The organism is Pseudonocardia halophobica (assembly GCF_050948485.1).
Taxonomy (GTDB): Bacteria; Actinomycetota; Actinomycetes; order Mycobacteriales; family Pseudonocardiaceae; genus Pseudonocardia; species Pseudonocardia halophobica.
The window spans coordinates 1,727,216-1,751,971 of the sequence record NZ_CP192046.1 but is presented as its reverse complement, the minus strand read 5'-3'; the positions used below and the strand labels follow the sequence as shown (position 1 = coordinate 1,751,971).

The following is a 24,756-nucleotide window of genomic DNA, read 5'->3' as shown; positions in this document are numbered from 1 at the left end:
CGGGGAGGGATCGACACCGATGTCCGTCCGGGAGAAACCGACACGCGGCCTGTCCGCCGCGCTGGCGGTGCTGGTGGCCGCCGCCGCGGTCCTGCTGGTGCCGCCCGCCGTGGGCGCCCTGACCGGCGGGGGTGACGGCAACCAGCTGCGCGGCCTGCGCGTGCTCGTCCCGAACTCCCCCGGCGGCGGCTACGACGTCACGGCCCGCACCGCGGCCAAGGCCATGGAGGACGCCGGGCTCACCGGCTCGGTCGAGGTGTTCAACCTCCCGGGCGCGGGCGGCACGGTCGGACTCGGGCGCACGGTCAACGAGAGCGGGAACGACAAGCTCGTCATGTCGATGGGCCTCGGCGTGGTCGGCAGCGTCTACACCAACGACTCGCCCTCCACCCTCGCCGACACGACGCCGATCGCACGGCTCACGCAGGAGACCGAGATCGTCGTCGTCGCGAAGGACTCGCCGTACACGTCGCTCGGGCAGCTCGTCGACGCGTGGAAGGCGGACCCGGGCGGGGTCCCGGTCGGCGGCGGCTCCTCGCCGGGCGGGCCGGACCACCTGGCCCCGATGCTGATGGCGAAGGCGGCGGGGCTGCCCCCGAAGGACGTCAACTACGTCTCCTACGACGGCGGCGGCGAGCTCCTCGCCGCGGTCCTCGGCGGCAAGGTCGCGTTCGGCGTCTCCGGGCTCGGCGAGTACGCCGACCAGATCGACGCCGGTGAGCTGCGGGTGCTGGCCGTGACGGCCGGCGAGCCGGTCCCCGGCGTCGACGCGCCGACCCTGAAGCAGGCCGGCCTGGACGTCGAGTTCACGAACTGGCGCGGGATCGTCGCCCCGCCCGGCCTGTCCGACGAGGGGCGGGCCGACCTCGAGGCGGCCTTCGCCGAGCTGCGGCGCAGCCCGGAGTGGGCGGAGGCGCTGGAGCGCAACGGCTGGACGGACGCCTACCAGCCCGGCCCCGAGTTCGGGGCCTTCCTGGAGAGCGAGAACGAGCGCGTGGCCGGGGTGCTGCGGGAACTGGGGCTGACGTCATGACCGCCGTCGAGGAGAAGGCTCCCGCGCCGCCGCGGGAGAAGCGGGGCTGGTTGCGCGAGCACTCCGAGCTCGGGGTGTCGTTGCTGCTGTTCGTCGTCGGCGTGCTCGTCGTGGTGGACACGCTGCTGGAGAGCGGCGCGGGCAGCGACTCCGACCCGCTCGGCCCGCGGACGGTCGCGCTGGTCCTCGGCGGGGCGTTGCTGCTGCTGTCGGTGCTGCTGACCGTCGACGTCCTGCGCGGCGGGCACGGCGAGGCCGAGGCCGGCGAGGACATCGACCTGTCCACGCCACCGGACCTGCGCACCGTCGGGATGCTGGCCGGGTTCCTGATCGCGACCGCGGCCCTGATCCCGCTGCTCGGCTGGCCGATCGCCGGCGTCGTCCTCTTCTGGGGGGCCACGTACTCCCTGGGCTCACGCACCTACCTGCGCGACCTCCTCATCGCCGCCGGTGTGTCCGTGGTGACCTGGGTGATCTTCGACGGCCTCCTGGGCGTCGACCTGCCCGGCGGCCCGCTGATGGGGGTGTTCGGCGCATGATCGAGTCGCTGACCCACCTGATGGGCGGCTTCGGCGCCGCCCTCACCCCGGCCAACCTGCTGTTCGCCGCGATCGGGGTGCTGCTGGGCACCGCGATCGGCGTGCTGCCGGGCATCGGCCCGGCCATGGCGGTGGCGCTCCTGCTGCCGGTGACCTACGCGTTCGACCCGACCGGCGCCTTCATCATGTTCGCCGGCATCTACTTCGGCGCGATGTTCGGCGGCTCCACCACCTCGATCCTGCTCAACACCCCGGGCGAGAGCGCCTCGGTGATGGCCGCGCTCGAGGGCAACCCGATGGCCAAGTCCGGGCGGGGCGCGCAGGCACTGGCCACGGCCGCGATCGGGCACTTCGTCGGCGGCCTGCTCGGCGTGATCGGGCTGGTGCTGCTGGCGCCGCTGGTCGCGTCGGTCGCCGTCGACATCGGCGCCCCGGACTACTTCGCGGTGATGGTGCTGGCGTTCGTCGCCGTGACCTCCGTGCTCGGCAGCTCGCGGATCCGCGGGTTCGCGGCGCTGGCCATCGGCCTCACGATCGGGCTGGTCGGGCTCGACCCGCTCAGCGGGCAGCCCCGGCTCACCTTCGGCGTGCCGCAGCTGGCCGACGGCATCGACGTCGTCATCGTCGCGGTCGGGCTGTTCGCCGTCGGCGAGGCCCTGTGGGTGGCCGCGCACCTGCGCCGCGGTCAGCAGGAGGTCATCCCGGTGGGGCGGCCGTGGCTGTCCCGCGGCGACGTCAAGCGGGCGTGGAAGCCGTGGCTGCGCGGCCCGTTCATCGGGTTCCCGTTCGGCTCCATCCCGGCGGGCGGCGCGGAGATCCCGACCTTCCTGTCGTACGTCACGGAGCGGCGGCTGTCGAAGCACCGCGACGAGTTCGGGTCCGGCGCCATCGAGGGTGTGGCCGGCCCGGAGTCGGCGGCCAGCGCGTCGTCGGCGGGGACGCTGTCCACGATGCTCACCCTCGGCCTGCCGACGACGGCGATCGCCGCCGTCATGCTCGCCGCGTTCCAGCAGTTCGGGATCCAGCCGGGCCCGCTGCTGTTCCAGACCGAGCCCGACCTGGTGTGGACGCTCATCGCCAGCCTCTTCGTCGGCCTGGTCCTGCTGCTCGTGCTGAACCTGCCGCTCGCGCCGGCCTGGGCGAAGCTGCTGCGGATCCCGCGGCCGTACCTCTACGCGGGCATCCTGTTCTTCGCCTGCATCGGGGCGTACGCGGTCTCCGGGCAGGCCGTGGACCTGCTGGTGCTGCTGGGCATCGGCGCGGTCGGGTTCGTGATGCGGCGCTACGGCCTGCCGGTGCTGCCGGCGATCATCGGCGTGATCCTCGGGCCGGACGCGGAGCTGCAGCTGCGCCGCGCCCTGCAGATCGCCGACGGCGACGTCACGACCCTGGTCTCGACGCCGATCGCGATCACCGTCTACGCCGTGATCGCGCTGCTCCTGCTGTTCCCGCTGGTGCGCAAGGCCCTTCCGGCCCGGACCGCCCCGCCGGCCGACCCGGACCGGGAGCGCACCCCGGTCTGACCCTGGTCCGTCCGGGCGGTTCCCCACCGCGCCCGTTCACGCCCGCCCCCGCGATCGCCAGGATCGCGGGGGCGGGTGGCGTGTGGAGGTGGACGTGCGCACGGAGGCCGACTGGCTGGAGTTCACGGCGGCGCTGTTCCCCGAGCCGCTCACCGAGTTCCCGCTGGAGCGGGTGGCGGTGATGCTGCGGGACACCTTCGACGCGGGCGCGGTCACCACCAACGACCCGCTGCCGGGCGGCGGCCTGCGGACCGGCCTGTACCCGTTCGACGCCGACCTCGACGGGGCCCGCGCCGAGATCGAGGCCTGGCGCGCGTCGCCGGAGATCCGGCACCACCCGCTGGTGCGCTGGTACGTCTCGACCGGGTCCCGCGCCCCGGTGCGCCTCGCCGACGTCCCGGCCCGTTTCGCGCGCTCGTTCGGCGAGGGCCGGTCGCTGCTGCGCCGCGGGCACGTGCCCCACCTGCTCGCCCTCCCCTACGGCGGCGGGCGCAAGCCGAGGACGTTGGTGCCCGGGCGCGCCGACCCCTTCTCCGAGGCCGAGCTGGCGCTGGCCGGCCGCGTGGCCCGGCTGGTCGACGGGCTGGAGCGGCAGGCCCGCGCGTACGCCGCCGCGTCGTCCGGCGTGGGGCCCGACGGCATCGACGCCGTGCGCGCGATCGAGCTCACCCCGCGCGAGCTCGCCGTGCTGGGGCTGCTCGCCGAGGGCGTGACGACGCGGCTCATCGCGCGCCGGCTCGGCATCGGCGAGCGGACGGTGCACAAGCACCTCGAGCGCTGCTACCTCAAGCTCGGCGCCTCGGACCGGATCACCGCGGTGCTCCGGGCGCAGCGCTTCGGGCTCGTCGGGGCGAGGTGAGCGCAGCGCCGCCGCAGGTCAGGCGGGGAGCTTCTCCCCCGCCTCGACGGCCACGGACAGGGTGTTGCCCTCCGGCGGCAGCGGGCAGGTCGCGAACGCGGTGAAGGCGCAGGGCAGGTTGACGACGCGGTTGAGGTCCACCCGCAGCGTCCCGTCCGGGCCCGGCTCGCCGGCCTTGAGGATGCGGCCGCCGCCGTAGGTGGTGTCGCCCGAGGTGGCGTCGCGGAAGTGCAGGGACAGGCCGGCGTCCTTGCCCGCCAGCGCGACCAGCTCCTGCGGGGAGCCGTCGACGGTGAACCGGACGGTGCCCACGGCGATCGGGAAGTGGTTCAGCCCCTCGACCACCGCGCCGACCGTGATCCGGCGCGGCTCGGCATAGGGCTCGAAGCGGGCGTCGACCACCCAGCGCTCGTCCACCGGGAAGGCGGGGACACCGGAGAAGCCGGTGCGGGTGGGCGCCTGCGGGTCGCGCACCCGCAGGGCGTAGGTGTCCGTGCGCCGGGCGACCTCGATCTTCCGGTCGCCCGCGGTGACCAGGGCGCCGGGCAGGCCGTCCCGCGGCTCGAGCCGGACGGTGCCGTCGACCGGCGCGCCCCGGGCCACGAGCCCGTCGGCGGCCGTGGCGGTCAGCTCCACGCCGCCGTCGCCGGTCGCGCGCCAGGTGCCGGGGACGCCGTCGAACGTCGTGGGCGTCTCGGTGATCCACTCCAGCGCGGTGAGGCTGAGCCAGCCGTGCGGCGTGCGGAGCTCCTCCTCCCGCGCGGCGTGCCAGGTGTCCCAGTCCTGCTGCAGGGTGTTCTCCGTCGTCGTCACCTCTCGCCGAACGCCCCACGGCCCGACCGCATTTCGTCGCCGCGACGATTCCCGCGGTGTGGATCGCCCGCTGCGCCGATCGGTCCGATTGTCCGGACGGGTTCGCGATGTGGGAGGCCGTTTGACCCGGCCGCGTCGCGTCTGGTGGGCTCGTCCCGTGGCCACGATCCTGCTGACGCGCCGGCGTCACGTCGACCACAAGCGCGTGCACTCCTGCGCCTGTCGCTGACCCGCCCTCCCGCGCGTCCCGACATCCCTTTCTCCCTGCAGGAGCACAGCTGTGTCCTCTTCCCCCGACCTCCCCGCCGAGCCGCTGAAGTTCGCCTACTGGGTGCCCAACGTCAGCGGCGGCCTCGTCACCAGCACGATCGAGCAGCGCACCGACTGGGGCTACGAGTACAACAAGAAGCTCGCCCGGACCGCGGAGGACAACGGCTTCGAGTACGCCCTGTCCCAGGTCCGGTACATGGCGTCGTACGGCGCCGACCACCAGCACGAGTCCACGAGCTTCTCGCTCGCCCTGCTGCTCGCCACCGAGCGGCTCACGGTCATCGCCGCCGTGCACCCGGGGCTCTGGCACCCGGGCGTGCTGGCGAAGTGGGTCGCGACGGCCGACCACCTCTCCGGCGGCCGGGCGGCGGTGAACGTGGTGAGCGGCTGGTTCAAGGACGAGTTCACCAGCCTCGGCGAGCCCTGGCTGGAGCACGACGAGCGCTACCGCCGCTCCGAGGAGTTCATCCGCGCCCTGCGCGAGATCTGGACCAGCGACCACGCCGAGCTGCGCGGCGACTTCTACCGGATCCACGACTTCGACCTGAAGCCCAAGCCGGTCGAGGTGCCGGGCCGGGCGCACCCGGAGATCTTCCAGGGCGGCAACTCCACCGCCGCCCGTCGGAACGGCGGCCGCGTCTCGGACTGGTACTTCTCCAACGGCAAGGACTACGACGGCTTCACCGAGCAGGTGCACGAGGTGCGCGGGCACGCCCGCGACGCCGGCCGGCCGGAGACCGGCCCGGGCGCGGTCCGGTTCGGGCTCAACGGCTTCCTCATCGCCCGCGACACCGAGCGCGAGGCGCGCGAGCAGCTGCGCGAGATCGTCGAGAAGGCCGACCTCGAGGCCGTCGAGGGCTTCCGGTCCTCGGTGCAGCAGGCGGGCGCCTCCACGGGCGACAAGCGCGGCATGTGGGCGGACTCGACCTTCGAGGACCTCGTCCAGTACAACGACGGCTTCCGCACCCAGCTCGTCGGCACACCGGAGCAGATCGCCGACCGCGCGATCGAGTACAAGCGGCGCGGGGCGGACCTGCTGCTCCTGGGCTTCCTGCACTTCCAGGAGGAGATCGAGTACTTCGGGCGGCACGTGCTCCCGATCGTGCGCGAGAAGGAGGCGGAGCTCGCCGCCCGCGAGCCCGCCCTCGTCGCGGGCTCCTGAGCCGGTGCCGCGCCGACCGCGGCCCGGCACGGTCCGTCCGGCGGCCGGGCCGGCCCACAGCTGGCTGACCCGCCGCCGTCACATCGACCACGCCCGCGTCGGCACCCAGTCCTGTCCGGGCCCCGCCCGCTGACCCACCCGCGGGTCGCGCCCTCGCCCCCGCGAGTGCGCCCCGCTCCCGGTGGGTCCCGCGCCCCTCGCCCCGGCTCCCGCGAGTCGGCACTCTCGGGCGACCGGACCACACATCCCGGTCGCCCGCCCCGCCCTTCCGCATGCCCGCCCGACCGTGTCCGGGCCCGCCCGCTCCGGTCGCCGGTGCCGCGCCCCGGCCGCCGGACGCCCCGCCCGCACGGGCGGCGCCGGCATGCGCCCTCCCACGGAACAGGACCCGTCATGACCACGCTCGAGAACCGTCCCGAGACCCGTTTCCCGACCACCCCCGCGACGCCCGACGAGTGGCTCGCCCGCGCCCGCGAGGTGCGCACGATCCTCGCCGAGGGCGCCGCCGCCCGCGACCACGCCGGCGAGACCCCGTACGCCGAGGTCCAGCTGCTCAAGGACGCCGGCCTCGTCACCCTGCTCGGCCCGGTCGGGCACGGGGGCGGCGGTCAGGAGTGGCCGCTCGCCTACCGGGTGATCCGCGAGGTCGCCGCCGGCGACGGCTCGATCGGCCAGCTGCTCGGCTACCACCTGCTGTGGTTCTGGGCCGCCCGGCTCGTCGGCACGGCCGAGCAGATCGAGGCCGTCGAGGCCGAGGCCACCCGGCACCGCTGGTTCTTCGGCGGCGCGGTCAACCCGCGCGACGAGGACGTCGTGATCCGCGACGCCGGCGACCACATCGTCTACAACGGCCGCAAGTCCTTCTCCACCGGCAGCAGGGTCTCCGACGTCACCGTGGTGGAGGGGGTGCTCGACGGCACCGACACCCACATCTTCGCGATCGTGCCGAGCCAGCAGCCCGGCATCACGTTCCACGACGACTGGGACAACATCGGCCAGCGGCTCACGGAGAGCGGCAGCGTCACGATCTCCGAGGTCCAGGTGCCGTGGGAGCAGGCCGCGGGCTTCCGCGACAAGGCGTTCGAGCCGCGGGTCTACAACACACTCAACGTCCCGACGATCCAGCTCGTGTTCGTGAGCTTCTACCTGGGCATCGCGCGCGGCGCCCTGGAGGAGGCCGCGGAGTACACCCGCACCCGGACCCGGCCGTGGCTGCACGGCGGGCAGGAGCGGGCCGTCGACGAGCCGTACCAGCTCGACCTGTACGGCGACCTGGCGTCGAAGCTCTGGGCCGTCGAGGCGCTGGCCGACCGGGTCGCGGAGGAGGGTCTGGCCATCCACCGCAACGCCTGGGAGGTCACGCCGCAGGAGCGCGGCGAGCACGAGGTCCGGGTGGCGGCCGTCAAGGCGCGGGCCACGGACGTCGCGCTCGAGGTGACCGGTCGGGTGTTCGAGGGCCTGGGCGCCCGGGCCACCGCCACGGAGCTGGGCTTCGACCGCTTCTGGCGCAACGTCCGCACCCACACCCTGCACGACCCCGTCGCCTACAAGCGGCGCGAGGTGGGGGCGTTCCTGCTGCGTGACGAGCTGCCCGAGCCGACCTGGTACAGCTGACCCGAGATGAGCGAACGGCGCTCTCGTTCACATCTACTGAGCGAGAGCGCCGTTCACCTCGGTGGCGAGCCGGGGTCAGCCGACGCGTTCGCGGTCGTTCTCGGGCAGGCCGGCGCGCCGCTCGGGGTGCGGGGTGCGCAGCCGCGGCAGGAACCGACCGGTGCGGGCGAGGTAGTTGGCGTACTCCTCGCCGAGGGCCTGGGTGAGGCCCGGCTCGCGGACCGCGCGCGCCTGGATCTGCACCGCCACCACGATCAGCAGGGTGGCGAGCACGCCGAGCATGGTGGGCGCCATGACCAGCCCGCCGGCGGTGGCGACCACCATGCCGGTGAACGCGGGGTTGCGGACGCGGGCGTAGAAGCCGCTGCTGGTCAGGGCCAGGTTCTGGCCGCGCCGGCGGGCCGTGCCCATCTGGACCAGCGACGCCAGCACCACGGCCACGCCGAGGAGCAGCAACCCGACCCCGACCACGACCCAGCCCGGCGAGCTGAACACGGCGATCGGCTCGATGACGTCGAACGCGACGAGCAGCGGGGCGACCAGGCCGAGCAGCAAGGCGACCGCGAACAGCGCCTGGGACCACCAGGCGGGCGATCCGGGCCCGGTCCGCATCGGCGAGCGGCGCGCGCCGGCGCGGGCCCAGCGGCGCCCGAGGCCGACCAGCACGCAGGCGACGACCCCGAGGCCGACGGCGAGCCAGGCGGCGAGGTTGTGGTTCAGCGTGGCGGAGACGACCTCCCAGGCGCCCCGCCCGGTGAGCCGGCCGATCGCGTCGGCCAGCAGCACCACGCCGAACACGACGAACCCGGCCGCGGCGCCGTAGCGGATCGTCCGCTCGGGCAGCCGCCTGCCGAGCTGCCGGCCGACGACGATCGCCAGCGCATCGGCCGCGACCATGCCGAGCGTCGACCCGAGCCACACGCCGAACCAGCCGTGCTGGGTGGCCAGCGTGATCGTGGCCAGCATCGTCTTGTCGCCCAGCTCGGCCAGGAAGAACGCCACCGACGCCGCGACCACCGCCGACCGGGCCTTGCGGTTGACCTTCTCCTGCTCGTCGTCGGAGAGCGAGTCGCCCTTGAGCGTCCAGGCGCCGAACCCGAGGAACGCGACGGCCGCGACCAGCGCGACCCAGCCGGTCGGGATGGTGGCGCCGAGGCCGTACCCCACGGCGACGGACACGAGGTGCACGACGGACGTGGCGATCGTGATGCCCAGCAGCACGGGCCAGGTCTTGTAGCGGGTCGCGAACGTCAGCGCCATGAGCTGCGACTTGTCGCCGAGCTCGGCCACGAAGATCACGCCGAAACTGATCAGGAAGGCCGCGAGCACGTCCTGCATCGCCACACAACCCCTCGATCTCGGGCCGGATCGAGGAAACAGGGTCTCTTCGATCCGACGTGAACCGGATCGAAGGTCTCGCTCGCCTGGTGGTGGTCAGGCCCCGCAGCCGGGCGACGTGGATCGCCAGTATGTCGACCGCGGCGTTGAGAGCTACTCCCCTTCGCTGCGGCCGAACCTACCTCATCGATCCAGTCCGCTCGACACCCGGTTGCGAGCCCGTGAGGTAGTTCACTCGGGTTCTCGACGGGCGCACAGTGTCGTACGTTCGTTCAGATAGCTCTCGAGTGGACGCGGAGGAACCATGCCCGAGGCCGTCATCGTCGACGCGGTGCGCACCCCGATCGGGAAGCGCAACGGCTCGCTCGCCGACGTCCATCCCGCCGACCTGTCGGGGTACGTCCTGCGGGCGCTGCAGCAGCGCACCGGCATCGACCCGGAGGTGATCGACGACGTCGTCTGGGGCTGCGTGAACCAGGTCGGCGACCAGGCGGCGCAGATCGGCCGGTACGCCGTGCTCGCGGCCGGCTGGCCGGAGACCGTCCCCGGCGTCACCGTCAACCGGGCCTGCGGGTCCAGCCAGTCCTCCTTCGACTTCGCGGCGGGCATGGTCATGGCCGGCCAGTACGACGTCGTGGTGGCCGGGGGCGTCGAGACCATGACCCGGGTGCCGCTCGGCGCGGGCCGCGACCTCGGCCGCCCGTTCGGTTCGCTGGTGCGCGAGCGCTACGAGGCCGACCTGACCAGCGGCGAGTTCCCGAACGAGGACTTCAACCAGGGCATCGGCGCCGAGCGGATCGCGAAGAAGTGGGGCTTCACCCGGCAGCGCCTCGACGAGTACTCGTCGCGCAGCCACGAGCTCGCCGCCGCCGCGATCGACGCGGGCGCCTTCGACGGCCAGCTGGTCCAGGTGCCCGGGCTGCCGGAGTTCACGGCGGACGAGGGCCTGCGCCGCGGCACCACCGCCGAGAAGCTGGCGAAGCTCAAGCCCTCCTTCCGCGAGGACGGGGTGATCCACGCCGGCAACGCCTCCCAGATCTCCGACGGCGCGTCGGCCACCCTGATCATGACGCCGGAGAAGGCCAAGGAGCTGGGGCTCACCCCGATCGCCCGCTACCACTCCGGCGCGGTCTCCGGCGCCGATCCGCTGATGATGCTGACCGGGCCGATCCCGGCCACGCAGAAGGTGCTGAGGAAGAGCGGCCTGTCGATCTCGGACATCGGCGCCTTCGAGGTCAACGAGGCCTTCGCCCCGGTGCCGCTGGCCTGGCAGGCCGAGCTGGGTGCGGACGACAAGGTGCTCAACCCGCTCGGCGGGGCCATCGCCGTCGGCCACCCGCTGGGCGCCTCCGGCACGATCCTCATGACCCGGCTGCTCCACCACATGCGGGACCGGGGCATCCGCTACGGCCTGCAGACCATGTGCGAGGGCGGCGGCACCGCCAACGCCACCATCGTCGAGCTGCTCTGACCGGAGCCCGGTAAGGGGTCCCGCGGGGCCCCTTACCGGAAAGGGTGCCGTACTGCCCGGCCTTTCCCAGGGCGAGCACAGGCAGATCTCAGCTTCGGGGCGCAGAGTCTGTGCCATGACCGACGAGCAGCGGGGTCACTCCCGGCCCGATGGGGACGTTGCGCACAGCACCGACAGCACCGTGAGCACCTCCGCCGGGGACGCCCCGACCCAGCAGACCGACCCGACCCGTTCCTACGGCTCGCCGTACGCCTACGGCCGCGGCTCCGTCTACGGCACGCCCGGCTACGCCCAGACGAGCGGGCACGGCGGTGCCGACCAGGGCACGCGCCCCTACGGCAGCCCCGCCTACGGCCCGTACGCCCAGCAGGGCGCGGGCGACCCTCTGGGTGCCGCGGCGGGCGGCCCGAATGAACCGCCGCCGGGCGGGAACACCGCCTCCGTGTACGACGACCGCCCCCGCAAGCCGGCCCGCCCGTGGACGGCCGTGATCGCGGCCGCGCTCGTCGCGGGCGTCGTGGGCGGCGGGGCGGGCTTCGGCGGCGCCTACGCCCTCCTCGACCGGGGCAGCTCCTCCAGCGGGGTCACCCTGTCCGGCCAGCCGGCGTCGAACGCGTCGTCGGTGCAGACCAACGGCACCGTCCAGGCCGCCGCGGCGAAGGCCAGCCCCAGCACGGTCGACATCCGCGTGACCACGGGCCAGGGCACCGCCGAGGGCTCCGGCGTGATCCTCACCTCCGACGGCGACGTCCTCACCAACAACCACGTCGTCTCGGGCTCGACCGGGCAGATCCAGGTCACCCTCAACGACGGCTCCCAGCACTCCGCCTCGATCGTCGGCACCTCGCCGAGCTACGACCTCGCCGTCATCAAGCTCGACGGCGTGTCCGGCCTGCCCGCGGCCGCGCTCGGCCGCACCGGGGACGTGCAGGTCGGCCAGCAGGTCGTCGCGATCGGGTCGCCGCAGGGTCTCACGGGCACGGTGACGACCGGCATCGTCAGCGCCCTCAACCGCACCGTGCAGGTGCAGGGCGAGGACGGCTCGGCCGTCGTCTACAACGGCCTGCAGACGGACGCCCCGATCAACCAGGGCAACTCCGGCGGCCCGCTGGTGAACCTCGACGGCCAGGTCGTCGGCATCAACTCGGCGATCGCGACCGCGGGGCAGAGCAGCGGCAGCGTCGGCCTCGGCTTCGCGATCCCGGTCGACCAGGCCCGCCGGGTGGCGCAGGAGATCATCGACTCCGGCAGCGCCACCAAGCCCGTGCTCGGCGTCCAGGGCAGCACCCGCTCGTCGGGCACGGAGAACGGCGCGACCGTCGCCGCGGTGACGGACGGCGGCCCGGCGGCGGCGGCCGGGATCAAGGCCGGTGACGTCGTCACCAAGGTCGGCGACTCGACGGTCAGCGACTTCTCCGACCTCGTCGCCCGGATCGGCTCCTACGCCCCGGGCGACAAGGTCACGCTCACGGTCGGCACCGGCTCCGCGGCCCGCACGGTCGATGTGACGCTCGGCAGCACCAAGGACACCGGCGCCACCACCAGCAGCGGCGGCACCAGCCAGGGCGGCGGCAGCAGCAACCCGTTCGGCCAGCTCAACCCGTTCGGCGGCAACTCGCCGTTCGACGGCGAGGGCAACGGCAGCGGCAACGGCGGCGGCTGACCACCCGGTTCACCGGACCCCGGCCGCACGGGCGGTCGGTCCGGCGCGGGCCGGGCGGGGATCCCCTCCCCCGCCCGGCCCGTCCCGTTCTCAGCCCTTCAACCACGCCTTGACGGCGTCGGTGTCCGCGCCGAGGGCCGGCGGCGTGCGGCGGTAGTCCGGCGGGGTCGCCGAGTAGTCGACGGGGTTGCGGACCCCGCCGGGCCCGCCGCCGGGGTGCACGACCGGGGCGAGGCCGAGGCTCTCCGCGAGCTCGACGCCCTGGTCCACGGTGTTGATCGGGCCGCAGGGCACGCCGGCCCCGCTCAGCACGTCGAACCACTCCTGCGCGCCCTTGGTGGCGAGCTTCTCGAGCAGCAGCGGGCGCAGCTCGTCGCGGTGCCGGGTGCGCTCGACCATCGACCCGAAGCGCGGGTCCTCCAGCAGCTCGGGTGCGTCGATGGCGCCGCACAGCCGGCGGAACTGGTGGTCGTTGGCGGCGATCACGATCAGCTCGCCGTCGCCGGTGGGCAGCGGCTCGTAGGGGAACAGCGAGAGGTGGGCGTTGCCCATCCGCTTCGGCACCACGCCGCCCGCGACGTACGCCGAGGTCTGGTTGACCAGGCTCGACAGGGCCGCGGACAGCAGGTTCGTCTTCACGTGCTGACCCTCGCCGGTGGCGTCGCGGTGGCGCAGGGCCGCCAGGATCGCGACCGCGGCGTGCAGCCCGGTCATCACGTCGAACACCGCGACGCCCGCCCGGTACGGCGTGCCGTCCGGGTCGCCGGTCAGGCTCATCAGGCCGGACGTCGCCTGGATCAGCAGGTCGTAGCCGCCGAGCTTCGCGCCGCCCGCGTCGCCGAACCCGCTGATGGAGCAGTAGACGATCGACGGGTTGGTCCCGCGCACGGTGTCGACGTCCAGGCCCCACCTCGCGGTGGAGCCGGGCATGAAGTTCTCGATCAGCACGTCCGCGCGGGCCGCGAGCTGCTGCGCGACCGCCAGGTCCTCGGGGTCCTTCAGGTCGAGGACCACCGAGTGCTTGTTGCGGTTGATCGACAGGTAGTAGGTGGCGACCGGACCGTCGGGCCCGTCGACCGTGGGCGGCTGCCAGGTGCGGGTGTCGTCGCCGGTCGGGCCCTCGACCTTGATCACGGTCGCGCCGAGGTCGCCGAGCAGCATCGTCGCGTAGGGGCCGGCGAGGACCCGGGAGAAGTCGGCCACCACCACCCCGGCGAGCGGGCCGGACGGCGTGGGTTCGTCGGGGTCGAGCGGGGGGAGATCAGCCACGGCCCGACTCTAGATACCGGCCCGGCCGCGACGCGAGGTCACGGCCGGTCGGACGGCTACAGGACCGCGAGCACCACCAGCGCGAGGCCGGCGAGGGCGAGACCGGCGCCGACCCAGGCCCAGATGCGCTGACCGGTGCGGGCGGAGTCGGTCAGCTCCTCCTCCGTCTTCGTGGACATGACGAACGGCGAGCCGTCGCGCGGCGTGCGGATCACGAGCGGGCCGTCCCGGTCGTCGACCTCGCCGAGCACGTACATCCGCGTGCCGGGCCGCAGCACCCACTCGGTGTGCTGGTAGCCGATGGTCTCGTCCCGGTCGCCGCCGGCCAGCGCGCCGAGCACCGAGATCGCCCCGGCCAGCGCGCCCTGCGGCTGGTGGTCGTGCGCGGGCTCGAACCGGTCGACGACGGTCTCGACGCCGTCGGGCCGCCGGCCGCCGTGGTCGACGCCGATCGTGTGGCCGTCGCGCAGCAGCGCCCAGCCGTGCGGGGAGCTGATCTCGGCGACGGTCTCGGTGCGGGTGGTGACTCGGGTGTCGCCGTCGGAGTCCCGGTCGTAGTGCTTGTAGCGGCGCTGGACGCGGTGCGCGTGCCACACGCAGTCGACGCCGGCCAGCTCGGAACGCAGCAGGCCCATCGGCGCCGCCGCCGTCTCGCCGACGACCTCGCACACCTTGCGGAACTGCCCCGGCCCGGTGAGGTCGGCCGAGATGCCCTGCAGCTCGAGCAGCTCGGGCACCGAGAGCGTCTCGGCGGCCATCATCGCGTGCACCTTGCGCCGGGACCGGCTGGCCCCCCACAGGCACCCGCCGGCGGCCAGCAGCAGGATGATCCCGAACCAGACCATGGTCGTCGTTCCTCTCGTGAAGCGGTGAGGGGAACGCTAGGGAGCGCACGGGGGCGGCGGAGGTGTGCTGGCACCACACCCGGTGTGCGGGCTACCGGCGTCTGCGCACGGGGTCCAGCCTCCGCAGCACCAGCCCGGTCGCGACGGCGAGCACCACGGCCATGCCCACCAGCACCCCGGCGCCGAGCAGCCAGTGCGCGGCGTCGTGCGTCCAGAGGGGGTCGGGGCCGCCGCGCGCGACCCGGTTCAGGTCGACGGTCGCCGCACCCATCGCGAAGGCCCAGCGCGACGGCACGAGCCAGGCCAGCTGCTCCAGCCCGGCGTAACCCGCCACCGGGAAGAGCCCGCCGCTGACCACCAGCTCCAGCATCAGGACCAGCACCAGCAGCGGCATGCCGCGGTCCGCGTTGCCGATCGCCGCCGAGATCACCAGCCCGGCCAGCATGGTCACGACGGTCACGCCGACGACCGCCAGCAGCACCTCCAGCAGGCCCGACCCGAGCACGACGGCCGAGTCGGGCCCGGGTCGTCCCGCCAGCGCGAGCAGCGTGAACACCCCCGCCTGCAGCCCGGTGACGATGCCCAGCACCAGCAGCTTCGACAGCAGGTACGCCGGCAGCGACAGCCCGATCGCGCGTTCCCGGACGTAGACCGGCCGCTCCTTGACCAGCTCGCGGATCGCCGCCGCGACCCCCATCAGCGCCCCGCCGAGCACCAGGACCAGCATCAGCTGGCTCGGTTGGACCTCCTGCAGCTCCAGCGCCCGTGTCGTACTCAGCCCGGAGCCGCCCGGGACGAGCCGCGCCAGCGCCGCGAGGACCAGCGGGAGCGCCACGAGGAAGATCGCGTACTGCCGGTCGGCGGCGACCACGGCCAGGTAGCGGCGGCACAGCACGCCCAGCTGCGCGCCGAAGCCCTGCTGGCGCGGCGCCACCTCCGGCGCCGCCCGCTCGACGACCCGCGGCATCCCCGCCGTCGGCTGCGCGACGTACCGCGAGTGCTGCCGCGACTCCCGGTACCGGGCGGCGAGGGTGTCCCCCGGCACCCGCTCCAGCAGCAGGAACATCTCGGCGTAGTCCGGCGCGCCGAAGTACTCCAGCGCCTCCCGCGGCGGTCCGAAGAAGGCGACGTGCCCGCCGGGCGCGAGCACCAGCAGCCGGTCGCAGAGGTCGAGGTTGAGCACGCTGTGGGTGACCACGACGACGGTCCGGCCGCCGCTGCCCGACCGCGTGTCGGACCCGTCGGCCAGCCCGCGCAGCGTCTGCATGACGGACTTGTCCAGGCCCGGGTCGAGGCCGGACGTCGGCTCGTCGAGGAACAGCAGGCTCGGCCGGGTCAGCAGCTCGAGGGCCACGGAGGTGCGCTTGCGCTGGCCGCCGGAGAGCGTGTCGATCCGCTGCCCGGCCTGCTCGGTCAGGTTGAGCTCGGTCAGCACCTCGTCGATGCGGCGCTCGCGGTCGGCCTCCGGGACGTCGGCGGGGAAGCGCAGCCGGGCGGCGAAGCGCAGCGCGCGGCGGACGGTGAGCTGGGGGTGCAGCACGTCGTCCTGCGGGACGAGGCCGATGCGGTGGCGCAGCTCGTCGTACTCGGCGTAGAGGTCGCGGCCCGCGTAGCGGACCTCGCCGACGTCGGCAGGGCGGGAACCGGTGAGCGCGCGCAGCAGGGTCGACTTGCCCGCCCCGGACGGCCCGACGACGGCGAGCAGGCTCCGGCCCGGCAGCGCGAAGGAGACGTCCCGCAGCAGCGTCTTCCCGGAGTCGGTGGTGACCGAGGCGCCCTGGACGGAGAACCCGACGTCGCCGGTGTCCTCGGCGGAGACCAGCCGGTCGCCCTGCAGCTGCAGCAGCGCGTGCCCGATGCCGACGACGTCCCGCGGGGTGATCTCGGCGGAGGTGACCCGCACGCCGTTGACGAAGGTGCCGTTGCCGCTGTTGAGGTCCAGGATCCGCCACCCCGCGCCGCTGCGGTGCAGCTCGGCGTGGCGGCGGGAGACGAGGAGGTCGTCGAGCACGACGTCGTTGTCCGGCAGGCGGCCCACCGTGAGCCGGGTGGTGAGGACGTGCCGGACCGAGGTCTGCCCGCCCTGCCGGGCCAGGACGTCGGCCGGCGCCGGGACCGCTGGTGGCGTCGGGGGTGCGCTCACGGGCAGGACCTGCACGACCGCGGAGTCGGCGGTGTCGCCGAGCCGCACCGAGACCGGGCCGGCGAGCGGGAGGGTCGTGACCCGGCGGCCGTCGACCCACGTGCCGTTGCGCGAGGCGTCGGTGAGCCTCCAGCCCTGCGGGGTGTGCTCCACGATCACGTGCCGGCGCGAGGCCCGCGGGTGCCCGACGTCGAGGTCCGCCTCCGGGCCGCGGCCGATCACGAACGGGCGGCCCGGCGGGACCGGCAGCCGCCGCCCGCCGACGACGATCTCCAGGGCGGGCGGCGTCATGCGCGGACGATATCGGGGCGGACCGGGCGTCGTCACCGATCACGGTGGCGCCCGGATCGTCCGGTTGCGCACGCCACCCGAGTGTGCGCCCCTGGGAGGAGAGGCCGGTAGTGTCCCGGCAAGCTACCCGCCCGTAACCCCGGAGAGTCGACGATGACCAACCTGGCCGCGAACCTCGTCGCGACCGCGCGCGAGCACGGTGACCGCACCGCCGTGAAGCTCGACGAGTACGTCCTCACCTACCGGCAGCTGCACGAGGCGGCGGCCGCCGTCGCGGGGGACCTGCGCGGGCGCGGGATCAACCCCGGCGACCGGGTCGGGCTCGTGCTGCCCAACGTCCCCGCGTACCCGGTGCTGTTCTACGGCGCGCTGCTGGCCGGCGCCGTCGTGGTGCCGATGAACCCGCTGCTCAAGGCGCGCGAGGTGGAGTACTACCTGGGCGACTCGGGGATGTCCCTCGTCTACGGCTGGGACGGCTCGGGCGACGTGGTGCCCGAGGCCGCGAAGGCCGTCGGGATCCCGGGGATCGTGGTGCCCGCGACCGGCCCGACCGAGCTGGGCGGCACCCCCGCGCCCGAGGCCGTCGAGCGCGCCGACTCCGACACCGCCGTCATCCTCTACACCTCCGGCACCACGGGGCAGCCCAAGGGCGCCGAGCTGACCCACCACAACCTCGACTCCAACGCCCGCACCACGGTCGAGACGCTGATCGAGATCACGTCGGAGGACGTGATCATGGGCTGCCTGCCGCTCTTCCACGTCTTCGGCCTGACCTGCGGGCTCAACGCCGCCGTGGTCGCCGGGTCCACGCTCACCCTGATCCCGCGGTTCGACCCGTCCAAGGCGCTGCAGGTCGTGGCCCGCGACAAGGTGACCGTGTTCGAGGGCGTGCCCACGATGTACGCGGCGATGCTGCACTCGCCCGACGCCGAGGGCGCCGACATGGCCTCCCTGCGCACCTGCATCACCGGCGGCTCGGCGATGCCGGTGGAGATCCTCAAGTCGTTCGAGAAGCAGTTCGGCTGCGAGATCTTCGAGGGCTACGGGCTGTCGGAGACCGCACCGGTCGCCTCGTTCAACCAGCCCGGCCGCCCGCGCAAGCCCGGTACCATCGGCTTCCCGGTGCGCGGCTGCGAGATGCGCGTGGTCGACGACGAGGGCCGCGACGTGCCGGACGGCGAGCCCGGCGAGATCGCCATCCGCGGCGAGAACGTCATGAAGGGCTACTGGAACCGCCCCGAGGCGACCGAGGCGGCCATCCCGGACGGCTGGTTCCGCTCCGGCGACATCGCCACCCGCGACGCCGACGGCTACTACACGATCGTCGACCGCAAGAAGGACCTGATCATCCGCGGCGGCTACAACGTCTACCCGCGCGAGGTCGAGGAGACCCTCTACGAGCACCCGGCCGTGGCCGAGGCCGCCGTCATCGGGATCAAGCACGCCGAGCTCGGCGAGGAGATCGGCGCCGCGGTCGCGCTCAAGCCGGGCGAGGAGGCCGACCCGGAGGAGCTGAAGAACTTCGTCCGGGACCGGCTCGCCGCCTACAAGTACCCGCGCGCGGTCTGGCTGGTCGACGCCCTCCCCAAGGGCCCCACCGGCAAGATCCTCCGCCGCGAGGTCGAGCCGCCGGCGGACGTGTAGGCCCGAGTCACCCCGCTCAGCCGAGGAGGGCGGCGACCGTGCCCTCGGGGTCCGTGACCATCGCGTCGTGCCCCGTGGGCAGGTCCCGCCACTCCCAGCCCTGGTCCTTCACCACCTGGCGGGACGACGCCAGCACCGGGTAGACGGGCTGCGTGCAGTGGACGTAGGTGACCGGCAGGCCGGCGCCGAGCGGGCCGTCGAGCGCCAGCGGTTCGCGGTAGCTGCGCAGCGGGTGCGGGGTCATGCGGCGCTCGACCCACGCGACGTCGTCCGGGTCCGTCACCCCGAAGGCCTCGGCGGGCGGCGGCGGGAGCGCGTGACCGTGGCCGCGCCGCTTCGCGTCGAGCTCCCGCTGCAGCACGACGTCCTCGGGCAGGGCGTCGAACGCGCGCCGCCCCGCCTCGATCACCAGGCCGTCGAGCAGCACGAGCCGGCGGATCCGGTCCCGGGCCCGCTCGGCCGCCCCCAGCACGGGCAGCGCGCCGAAGCTGTGCCCGACGAGCAGGACGTCGGAGAGCTCCTCGGCCTCCAGCACCGCCGTGACGTCGCGGATCATGGTGGTGAGGCCCACCTCGGGGGTGAGCAGGTGGGCGCGCTCCCCCAGGCCGGTCAGGGTCGGGGTGAACACCTCGTGGCCCGCCTCGCGGAGCAGCCGCGCCACCGGGCGCCAGCACCATCCACCGTGGCACAGCCCGTGCACCAGCACGATCTGCTCACCCATCGCACCCGCCCCCTCGCACCCGCCCGCCCAGCCTGCCACCGCGCCCCGGGCGAGGGCGAGGGTCACTGCAGTGCTGTCGGCGCAGCGCTCCGGTCACTCTCGCCCCGCTCACCGGCAGCATGATCAGCGCGAGCGTCACACCACAGTCCCTCGACCAACGCTGCTGTCACGTTCGGAAAGATCACCGCCGCGAGAAGCGCGAGCGTCACGCCACCGCTCCCCGACCGGCGCTCCGGTCACTCTCCCCCCGCTCACCGGCAGCATGATCAGCGCGAGCGTCACACCACGATCCCTCGACCAACGCTGCTGTCACGTTCGGAAAGATCACCGCCGCGAGAAGCGCGAGCGTCACGCCACCGCTCCCCGACCGGCGCTCCTGTCACGCTCGGAACGATCACCGCACCCGGGCGGCCCGCTCCTCCGCCGCGTCGGCGACCTGGAGGGCCGGGCGGTCGGCCGTCGGTTCGGGATGACCGAGGTCCGTGAGCCAGCCCCGGAAGACCCGGTGCAGGTGCTCGGCGCCGACGATCTCGCCGGGATCGGCGAGCGCGGAGGGGGCGAGGAGGAAGCCGCGGCTCTGCGGACCGCCGAGCCCGCCGTGCGAGCCGACGTGCGGCTCGAAGGGCGACGCGTCGTCGGTCGCCGGGTCGTAGCGGCTGTTGATCATGATGTCGGGGCAGTGCGGGAAGGTGTCGACCCGGCGGACGAGGTCGGGGGCGTGCTCGCCGTAGTCCGCCAGCGGGTCGTCGCCGACCACCGCGCCGCTCGCCAGCCTGTGCACGCCGTCCCGGCCGAGCACCACGGCGCCGTGCTCCCGGCTGCGGACCAGCACGAACCCGATCCCGGGGTGGTCGACGAGCGAGGGCAGCAGGTCGGGGAACTCGCGCTCGATCGTCTCCAGCTCCACCCGCCCCTCGTGCTCGGTGAACGACACCATCGCCACGTGCCCGGAGGCGCACACCACGACCCCGGGCGCCGCCCGCGCCACCTCGCCCGGCTTCCCGGACTCGGTGCGGTGCTTCGCGGGCGACGCCCCCGCCTTCTCGACGCGCGCCCGCAGCCGGCGGGCGACGAACCCGCCGCCCGACGACGCCTCGGCCAGCGCCGCCCCCACCTGCCAGCCCTCGGCGGCGCGGCGGGTGGAGCGCTCGGCGGGGGTGCGGCCGAGGAGACGCCGGCGCGGGCGCGGCGGCGGGGCGCCGCACAGCCGGCCGACGTACTGCTCGATCGACTCGCCGAACCGGTCGGCGAAGGCCTGGCCCTGCGTCTGCCCGTGGTCGGACAGGCACACGACGAGGTACGGCCGCGGCGCGAGCTGCGCGGCGCGGTGCAGCCGTCCGATCTGCTGGTCGATCGTGCGGAGCACCGCGAGGGAGTCGAAGCGCTCGATGCCCGAGTGGTGGGCGACCTCGTCGTAGCCCAGGAAGTCCGCGTAGGCGACGGGCCGGCCCGCGAGCATGTCCTCGATCAGCGCGGACACCACGACGTCCCGCGCGATCACCGTGGTCCCGGGCCGGGCGAGCGGATAGAGGCCGCCCCGGTGGGTGCGCGGCCGGACGTCCGCCCGCCGCTGGGAGGACGCCTCGGCGACTTCGCGTACGGCGTCGACCAGCGCGCCGACGAAGGTGCGGATGCCGTTGACCGGGTTGGCGAAGTAGGCCCAGTACCCGCCGCCGACGTGGTCGCGCCGCCGCGCCGACCGCTTGCCGCCGAGCACGGTCACGGTGCTCATCGTGAGGCTGTAGTGCGGGGCGTCGCCGGTGAAGAGGTTGCCGCGGCTCGCCCCGTCGACGGCGAGCAGGCCGCGCCCGTCCGAGTGGCGGCGCTCGATCTCGGCGGCGTCGGCGGGGTGCGCGCACGCCATGACGTGGTCGCGGTCCTTCTCGTACCAGCGGAAACCGAGGATGTCGTGGTTGCTGCCGTGCAGGATCCCGGAGACGCTGGCGCCGGTCTGCGAACTCCAGTCCGTGGTCCAGTGCTGCAGGGTGTGGCTGCCCTCGGCGAGCCAGCGGGCCAGCGTCGGCATGGTCCCGTCGCGGACGGCGCGGCGGGCCGTGTCGTGGCCCAGCCCGTCGATCTGCAGGAACAGCACCCCGGGCGTCTGCTGCTCGGGCGCTGCCGACCGCCGGCTGCGGCGGACCGCGCGGCGGAAGAACAGCTCGTCCTCGTCGATGGCCAGCAGGCTCGTGGCGACGGCGTTGACCACCGTCATCACCACGACCACCACGAACGCGGTGCGGATGTTCGTCAGCTCCACACCCGGGACGAGCCAGAAGATCGCGAGCACCGCGGCGGCGAGCAGCACGAAGCTGCCGAGGCCGAGGGTGAACAGGGCCAGCGGCAGCGCGACCCGCAGCACCAGCGGCCAGACGACGGCGGTGAGCAGGCCGAGCAGCAGCGCGCAGACCGTGGGCTGCCACCAGCCGGCCATGGCGAACCCGGCGAGCCAGACGTCGAGCAGGTGCAGCGCCGCCGTGACCAGCGCCCACACCAGCACCACGCGGGCCACCACGCGCCCGCCGCGCAGCAGTGGCCCGCGCTCGACGGGCGTCGCGCGGTAGTCGCGGACGATCGGGCCGGTCCGGTTCACGGGCGCTCCTGGTCGGTCGGCGTGGGCGGCGGCAGCGGGCCGCGCCGCGCCGGGCCGGCCGCGGGATCGATCATCTCCCCAGGCTCGTCGGGGACGACGTCCGGGGCACGCCGTGCGCGCCGCCGTCGCACCAGCCGGGCGATCCCCGCGGACAGCGCGCCGACCAGGAGCACGAGCACCGCCGCGCCGAGCGTGGCCACGAGCGGGTTGTCGAACAGCCCGCCGGAGAGGATGCCGAGCAGCGCGTACGCGACCGCCCACACCAGGCACGCGACCAGCGCGGACGGCAGGAACCGCCGCCACGGGTAGCCCAGCGTTCCCGCGGCCACCAGCGCCGGGATCCGCCCGGCCGGCACCAGCCGCCCGACGACGATCAGCTGCCACCCGTGCCGCCTGAACCGCGCCCGGGCCCGGGCCAGCTGCTCCGGCGTCTGGCCGCGGGCGACGAAGCGGACCGCCGCCTCGCCACCCAGCCGGGCGACCCCGTAGGTCACGACGTCGCCCCCGAACGCGGCCAGGGTCGCGGCCAGCAGCACCAGCGGGAGCGACAGGTGCGTGGTCGTCATCGCGACGGCGGCGGCCGCGCCGACGACCGCGCCCGTGGGCACCACCGGCACGACCGACCCGAGCAGGACGCCGCCGATCAGCACCGGGTAGCCGATGGCCTGCGGGTTCGTCCAGTCCGCGGCGAGGATGCCCGTCACGCGGACATCATCCCCGGTGCCCCTCGCCGTCGAGCGGCACGTCCTGACCCGGCCGGGCGATCGTGATCGTGCTGGTGCTGCCCCGCTCCCGCGCCGCGGCGGCGAACCGGTGCGGCGGGTCGTGCAGCAGCGCCCGCATCCGCGCGCCGTGCCCGGCCGGTGCGCGGGTCAGCCCGGCGACGGCCAGTGTGCCCCAGTGGACCGGGACGGCGAGCCGGGGACGCAGCACGTCGACGGCCTCGGCGGCCCGCTCCGGGTCCAGGTGCCCCGGGCCCAGGTTCGGGCCCCAGCCCCACACCGGCAGCAGGGCGACGTCCAGGCCGAGCGACCCGAGGTCCGTCATCCCGTCGAAGAGATCGGTGTCGCCGGCGGCGTAGATGCGCAGGCCGTCGGCCTCCAGGACGTGCCCGAGCGCCGGCGACTGCGGCCCGCGGGTGGAACGCGGGCCCCATCGGTGCCCGCTGTGCGCGGCCGGCACCGCGGTGACCCGCAGCCCGCCCTCGCGGATCTCCTGCCCGACGTCGATCTCCTCGACCCGGCGCACCCCGCGCCTGCGCACCCACTCGCCCGCCCCGCGCGGCACCACGACCCGGGTGTCGGGCCGGAGCAGCCGCAGCGAGGGCAGGTGCAGGTGGTCACCGTGCAGGTGGGAGATCAGGACGAGGTCCGCGTCGGCCCAGTCCGGGGCGCGCAGCGGCGGCACCACGCGGCGCAGCAGCGACACCCGCGGGGTGAGGACGGGGTCGGTGAGGACGACGCGCCCGCCCAGCTCCAGGCGGGTGGTCGAGTGGCCGAGGAAGCGCAGGGCCGGGTGCTGCACGCCCGCCACAGTAGGTGGGATCAGGCCCCGAAGCGGACGGGTTGTCCGGTCGACTCGAGCACCGCCTGCCAGAGGTCGCCGTGCGGGTCGACCTGGTTGCGCTTGCTCACCGCGAGCGGCATCGGGATGTGGACGAAGCGGCGCCGCACCCGCCCGACGACCATCGCCGTGCGCCCGGACATGGCGGCGTGCACCGCCGCCTGCGACAGCCGGACCGTGTACACGCTGTCGTAGGGGTTGGCCGGCACGGACCGGATCGCGTAGCTGGGGTCGATGTAGCGCACCGACGTCTCGATCCCGGCCCCGTCGAAGTGGTCCTCGATGCGGTCCCGCAGGTACCGGCCGATGTCGCCGAGCTTGCGGTTGCCCGAGGCGTCCGTCGAGCGGCCGGCCTGGGCCGCCTCCAGCAGCTCCTGCCCCGCCCCCTCCGCGACGACGACCACCGCGTGCCCGCGCTGCTCCACCCGCCTGCGCAGGTGGGCGAGCAGGCCGGTGTCGCCCTCCAGGGCGAACGGCACCTCCGGGATCAGCACGACGTCCGCGTCGCTGCGGGCGAGCGCGGCGTAGCAGGCGATGAAGCCCGAGTGCCGGCCCATGAGCTTGACCAGGCCGATGCCGTTGGCCGTGGACTTGGCCTCGACGGTCACGGCCCGGATCGAGTCCGACGCCCGGGAGAAGGCCGTCTGGAAGCCGAAGCTCTGGTCGATGTACGGGATGTCGTTGTCGATCGTCTTCGGCACGCCGACGACCGCGATCTTGAGGTTGCGCTCGGCGATGACCCGCTCGATGCCCATGGCGCCGCGCATGGAGCCGTCGCCGCCGATCACGAACAGGATGTTGATGTGCATCCGCTCGAGGCAGTCGACGATCTCCTCGGGGTCCTGGTGCCCGCGGGAGGTGCCGAGCACGGTGCCGCCGTCGACCGCGATGTCGCGGACGTACTGCGGGGTGAGCTCGACCTCGTCGTAGCCGTAGCGGGAGATGAAGCCCTGGTAGCCGTTGCGGAAGCCGACGACCCGCCGGACCCCGTAGTGGTAGGTCAGCGTGCGGACCAGGCCGGCGATGACGTCGTTGAGCCCCGGGCAGAGGCCGCCGCAGGTCACGATGCCGGCGCGGGTCTTCGACGGGTCGAAGTAGATCTTGCGCCGGGGTCCGCAGGGCTCCAGGCCCGGCAGCTGGTCGATCGGCACACCGCGGGCGGTCACCCGGGCGATGGTGTCGTCGAGCAGGACGCGGTCGTCCTCGTCGACGTAGTGCTCGGTGGTCTGCCGCGCGTCGAGCAGGTCGAGCATCGGGGAGTCGATGCGGCTGGTCCCGAGCCTGCGGATCTCCAGGTCCGCCTGCGTGACGGCCTGCGTCCGCGAGAAGTGCACGACGTTGTCCGGCGCGTCGGGCGCGCCGGCCGTGATCGCGCCGTCGCCGGTCGCGTCGGCCGTGCTCGCGG

Annotated in this window: 17 protein-coding genes and 1 pseudogene; 9 read left to right on the top strand and 9 right to left on the bottom strand. The window is 74.1% G+C overall.

Annotated elements, in window-relative coordinates; translation table 11 throughout:
* Positions 1-19: 19 nt before the first annotated feature.
* The 4 genes from ACQP04_RS08455 to ACQP04_RS08440 all read left to right on the top strand — a co-directional run bounded on the left by ACQP04_RS08455 (position 20) and on the right by ACQP04_RS08440 (position 3,954).
* Entirely contained in the window at positions 20-1,033 is a 1,014-nt protein-coding gene (locus ACQP04_RS08455; protein ID WP_433506498.1) for a Bug family tripartite tricarboxylate transporter substrate binding protein, read from the top strand.
* A complete protein-coding gene (locus ACQP04_RS08450) occupies positions 1,030-1,572 on the top strand; it encodes a tripartite tricarboxylate transporter TctB family protein (RefSeq protein ID WP_433506497.1) in 543 nt (180 codons plus the stop codon). Before ACQP04_RS08455 ends, ACQP04_RS08450 begins: the two co-directional genes overlap by 4 nt.
* Positions 1,569-3,095, top strand: a complete 1,527-nt coding sequence (locus tag ACQP04_RS08445) for a tripartite tricarboxylate transporter permease (protein ID WP_433506496.1) — start codon at positions 1,569-1,571, stop codon at positions 3,093-3,095. Before ACQP04_RS08450 ends, ACQP04_RS08445 begins: the two co-directional genes overlap by 4 nt.
* Before the next feature lie 94 nt (positions 3,096-3,189).
* A complete protein-coding gene (locus ACQP04_RS08440) occupies positions 3,190-3,954 on the top strand; it encodes a response regulator transcription factor (RefSeq protein ID WP_433506495.1) in 765 nt (254 codons plus the stop codon).
* 18 nt (positions 3,955-3,972) lie between these two features.
* On the opposite strand, the gene ACQP04_RS08435 is transcribed toward ACQP04_RS08440, so the two are convergent.
* Positions 3,973-4,767, bottom strand: a complete 795-nt coding sequence (locus ACQP04_RS08435; RefSeq protein ID WP_433506494.1) for a DUF1684 domain-containing protein — start codon at positions 4,765-4,767, stop codon at positions 3,973-3,975.
* A gap of 280 nt (positions 4,768-5,047) precedes the next feature.
* Here ACQP04_RS08435 and sfnG point away from each other — a divergent pair, with 280 nt between their 5' ends.
* Positions 5,048-6,199 carry a dimethylsulfone monooxygenase SfnG gene (gene sfnG, locus ACQP04_RS08430; RefSeq protein ID WP_433506493.1) on the top strand — a complete coding sequence of 384 codons (1,152 nt, stop codon included), beginning with the start codon at positions 5,048-5,050 and terminating at the stop codon, positions 6,197-6,199.
* 393 nt (positions 6,200-6,592) lie between these two features.
* Positions 6,593-7,813: an acyl-CoA dehydrogenase family protein gene (locus ACQP04_RS08425; RefSeq protein ID WP_433506492.1), complete on the top strand. Its 1,221-nt coding sequence runs from the start codon at positions 6,593-6,595 to the stop codon at positions 7,811-7,813.
* Positions 7,814-7,888: 75 nt separating this feature from the next.
* On the opposite strand, the gene ACQP04_RS08420 is transcribed toward ACQP04_RS08425, so the two are convergent.
* Positions 7,889-9,151 carry a TMEM165/GDT1 family protein gene (locus tag ACQP04_RS08420; protein ID WP_433508331.1) on the bottom strand — a complete coding sequence of 421 codons (1,263 nt, stop codon included), beginning with the start codon at positions 9,149-9,151 and terminating at the stop codon, positions 7,889-7,891.
* 304 nt (positions 9,152-9,455) lie between these two features.
* On the opposite strand from ACQP04_RS08420, the gene ACQP04_RS08415 reads away from it, so the two are divergent.
* Both ACQP04_RS08415 and ACQP04_RS08410 read left to right on the top strand, forming a co-directional pair.
* Positions 9,456-10,622 (top strand): thiolase family protein, encoded by a 1,167-nt coding sequence (locus ACQP04_RS08415; protein ID WP_433506491.1) that lies wholly within the window; start codon positions 9,456-9,458, stop codon positions 10,620-10,622.
* Between the two features lie 181 nt (positions 10,623-10,803).
* Entirely contained in the window at positions 10,804-12,285 is a 1,482-nt protein-coding gene (locus tag ACQP04_RS08410) for a S1C family serine protease (RefSeq protein WP_433506490.1), read from the top strand.
* A 90-nt stretch (positions 12,286-12,375) separates the two neighbouring features.
* On the opposite strand, the gene ACQP04_RS08405 is transcribed toward ACQP04_RS08410, so the two are convergent.
* The 3 genes from ACQP04_RS08405 to ACQP04_RS08395 all read right to left on the bottom strand — a co-directional run bounded on the left by ACQP04_RS08405 (position 12,376) and on the right by ACQP04_RS08395 (position 16,833).
* Positions 12,376-13,554, bottom strand: a complete 1,179-nt coding sequence (locus ACQP04_RS08405) for a CaiB/BaiF CoA transferase family protein (RefSeq protein WP_433506489.1) — start codon at positions 13,552-13,554, stop codon at positions 12,376-12,378.
* A 56-nt stretch (positions 13,555-13,610) separates the two neighbouring features.
* Positions 13,611-14,399 (bottom strand): GIDE domain-containing protein, encoded by a 789-nt coding sequence (locus ACQP04_RS08400; protein ID WP_433506488.1) that lies wholly within the window; start codon positions 14,397-14,399, stop codon positions 13,611-13,613.
* Between the two features lie 91 nt (positions 14,400-14,490).
* Positions 14,491-16,833, bottom strand: a complete 2,343-nt coding sequence (locus ACQP04_RS08395; protein WP_433506487.1) for an FHA domain-containing protein — start codon at positions 16,831-16,833, stop codon at positions 14,491-14,493.
* 153 nt (positions 16,834-16,986) lie between these two features.
* On the opposite strand from ACQP04_RS08395, the gene ACQP04_RS08390 reads away from it, so the two are divergent.
* On the top strand, positions 16,987-18,477 hold the full coding sequence (locus ACQP04_RS08390) for a long-chain-fatty-acid--CoA ligase (RefSeq protein WP_433506486.1): 1,491 nt from the start codon (positions 16,987-16,989) through the stop codon (positions 18,475-18,477).
* A gap of 16 nt (positions 18,478-18,493) precedes the next feature.
* On the opposite strand, the gene ACQP04_RS08385 is transcribed toward ACQP04_RS08390, so the two are convergent.
* The 4 genes and pseudogenes from ACQP04_RS08385 to ACQP04_RS08370 all read right to left on the bottom strand — a co-directional run bounded on the left by ACQP04_RS08385 (position 18,494) and on the right by ACQP04_RS08370 (position 24,685).
* On the bottom strand, positions 18,494-19,198 hold the full coding sequence (locus tag ACQP04_RS08385) for an alpha/beta fold hydrolase (RefSeq protein ID WP_433506485.1): 705 nt from the start codon (positions 19,196-19,198) through the stop codon (positions 18,494-18,496).
* A 394-nt stretch (positions 19,199-19,592) separates the two neighbouring features.
* Positions 19,593-22,438: pseudogene (locus ACQP04_RS08380) on the bottom strand (VTT domain-containing protein).
* Positions 22,439-22,499: 61 nt separating this feature from the next.
* Positions 22,500-23,312 (bottom strand): MBL fold metallo-hydrolase, encoded by an 813-nt coding sequence (locus ACQP04_RS08375; RefSeq protein ID WP_433506484.1) that lies wholly within the window; start codon positions 23,310-23,312, stop codon positions 22,500-22,502.
* 20 nt (positions 23,313-23,332) lie between these two features.
* Positions 23,333-24,685 carry an ATP-dependent 6-phosphofructokinase gene (locus ACQP04_RS08370; protein ID WP_433508330.1) on the bottom strand — a complete coding sequence of 451 codons (1,353 nt, stop codon included), beginning with the start codon at positions 24,683-24,685 and terminating at the stop codon, positions 23,333-23,335.
* Positions 24,686-24,756 lie beyond the last annotated feature (71 nt).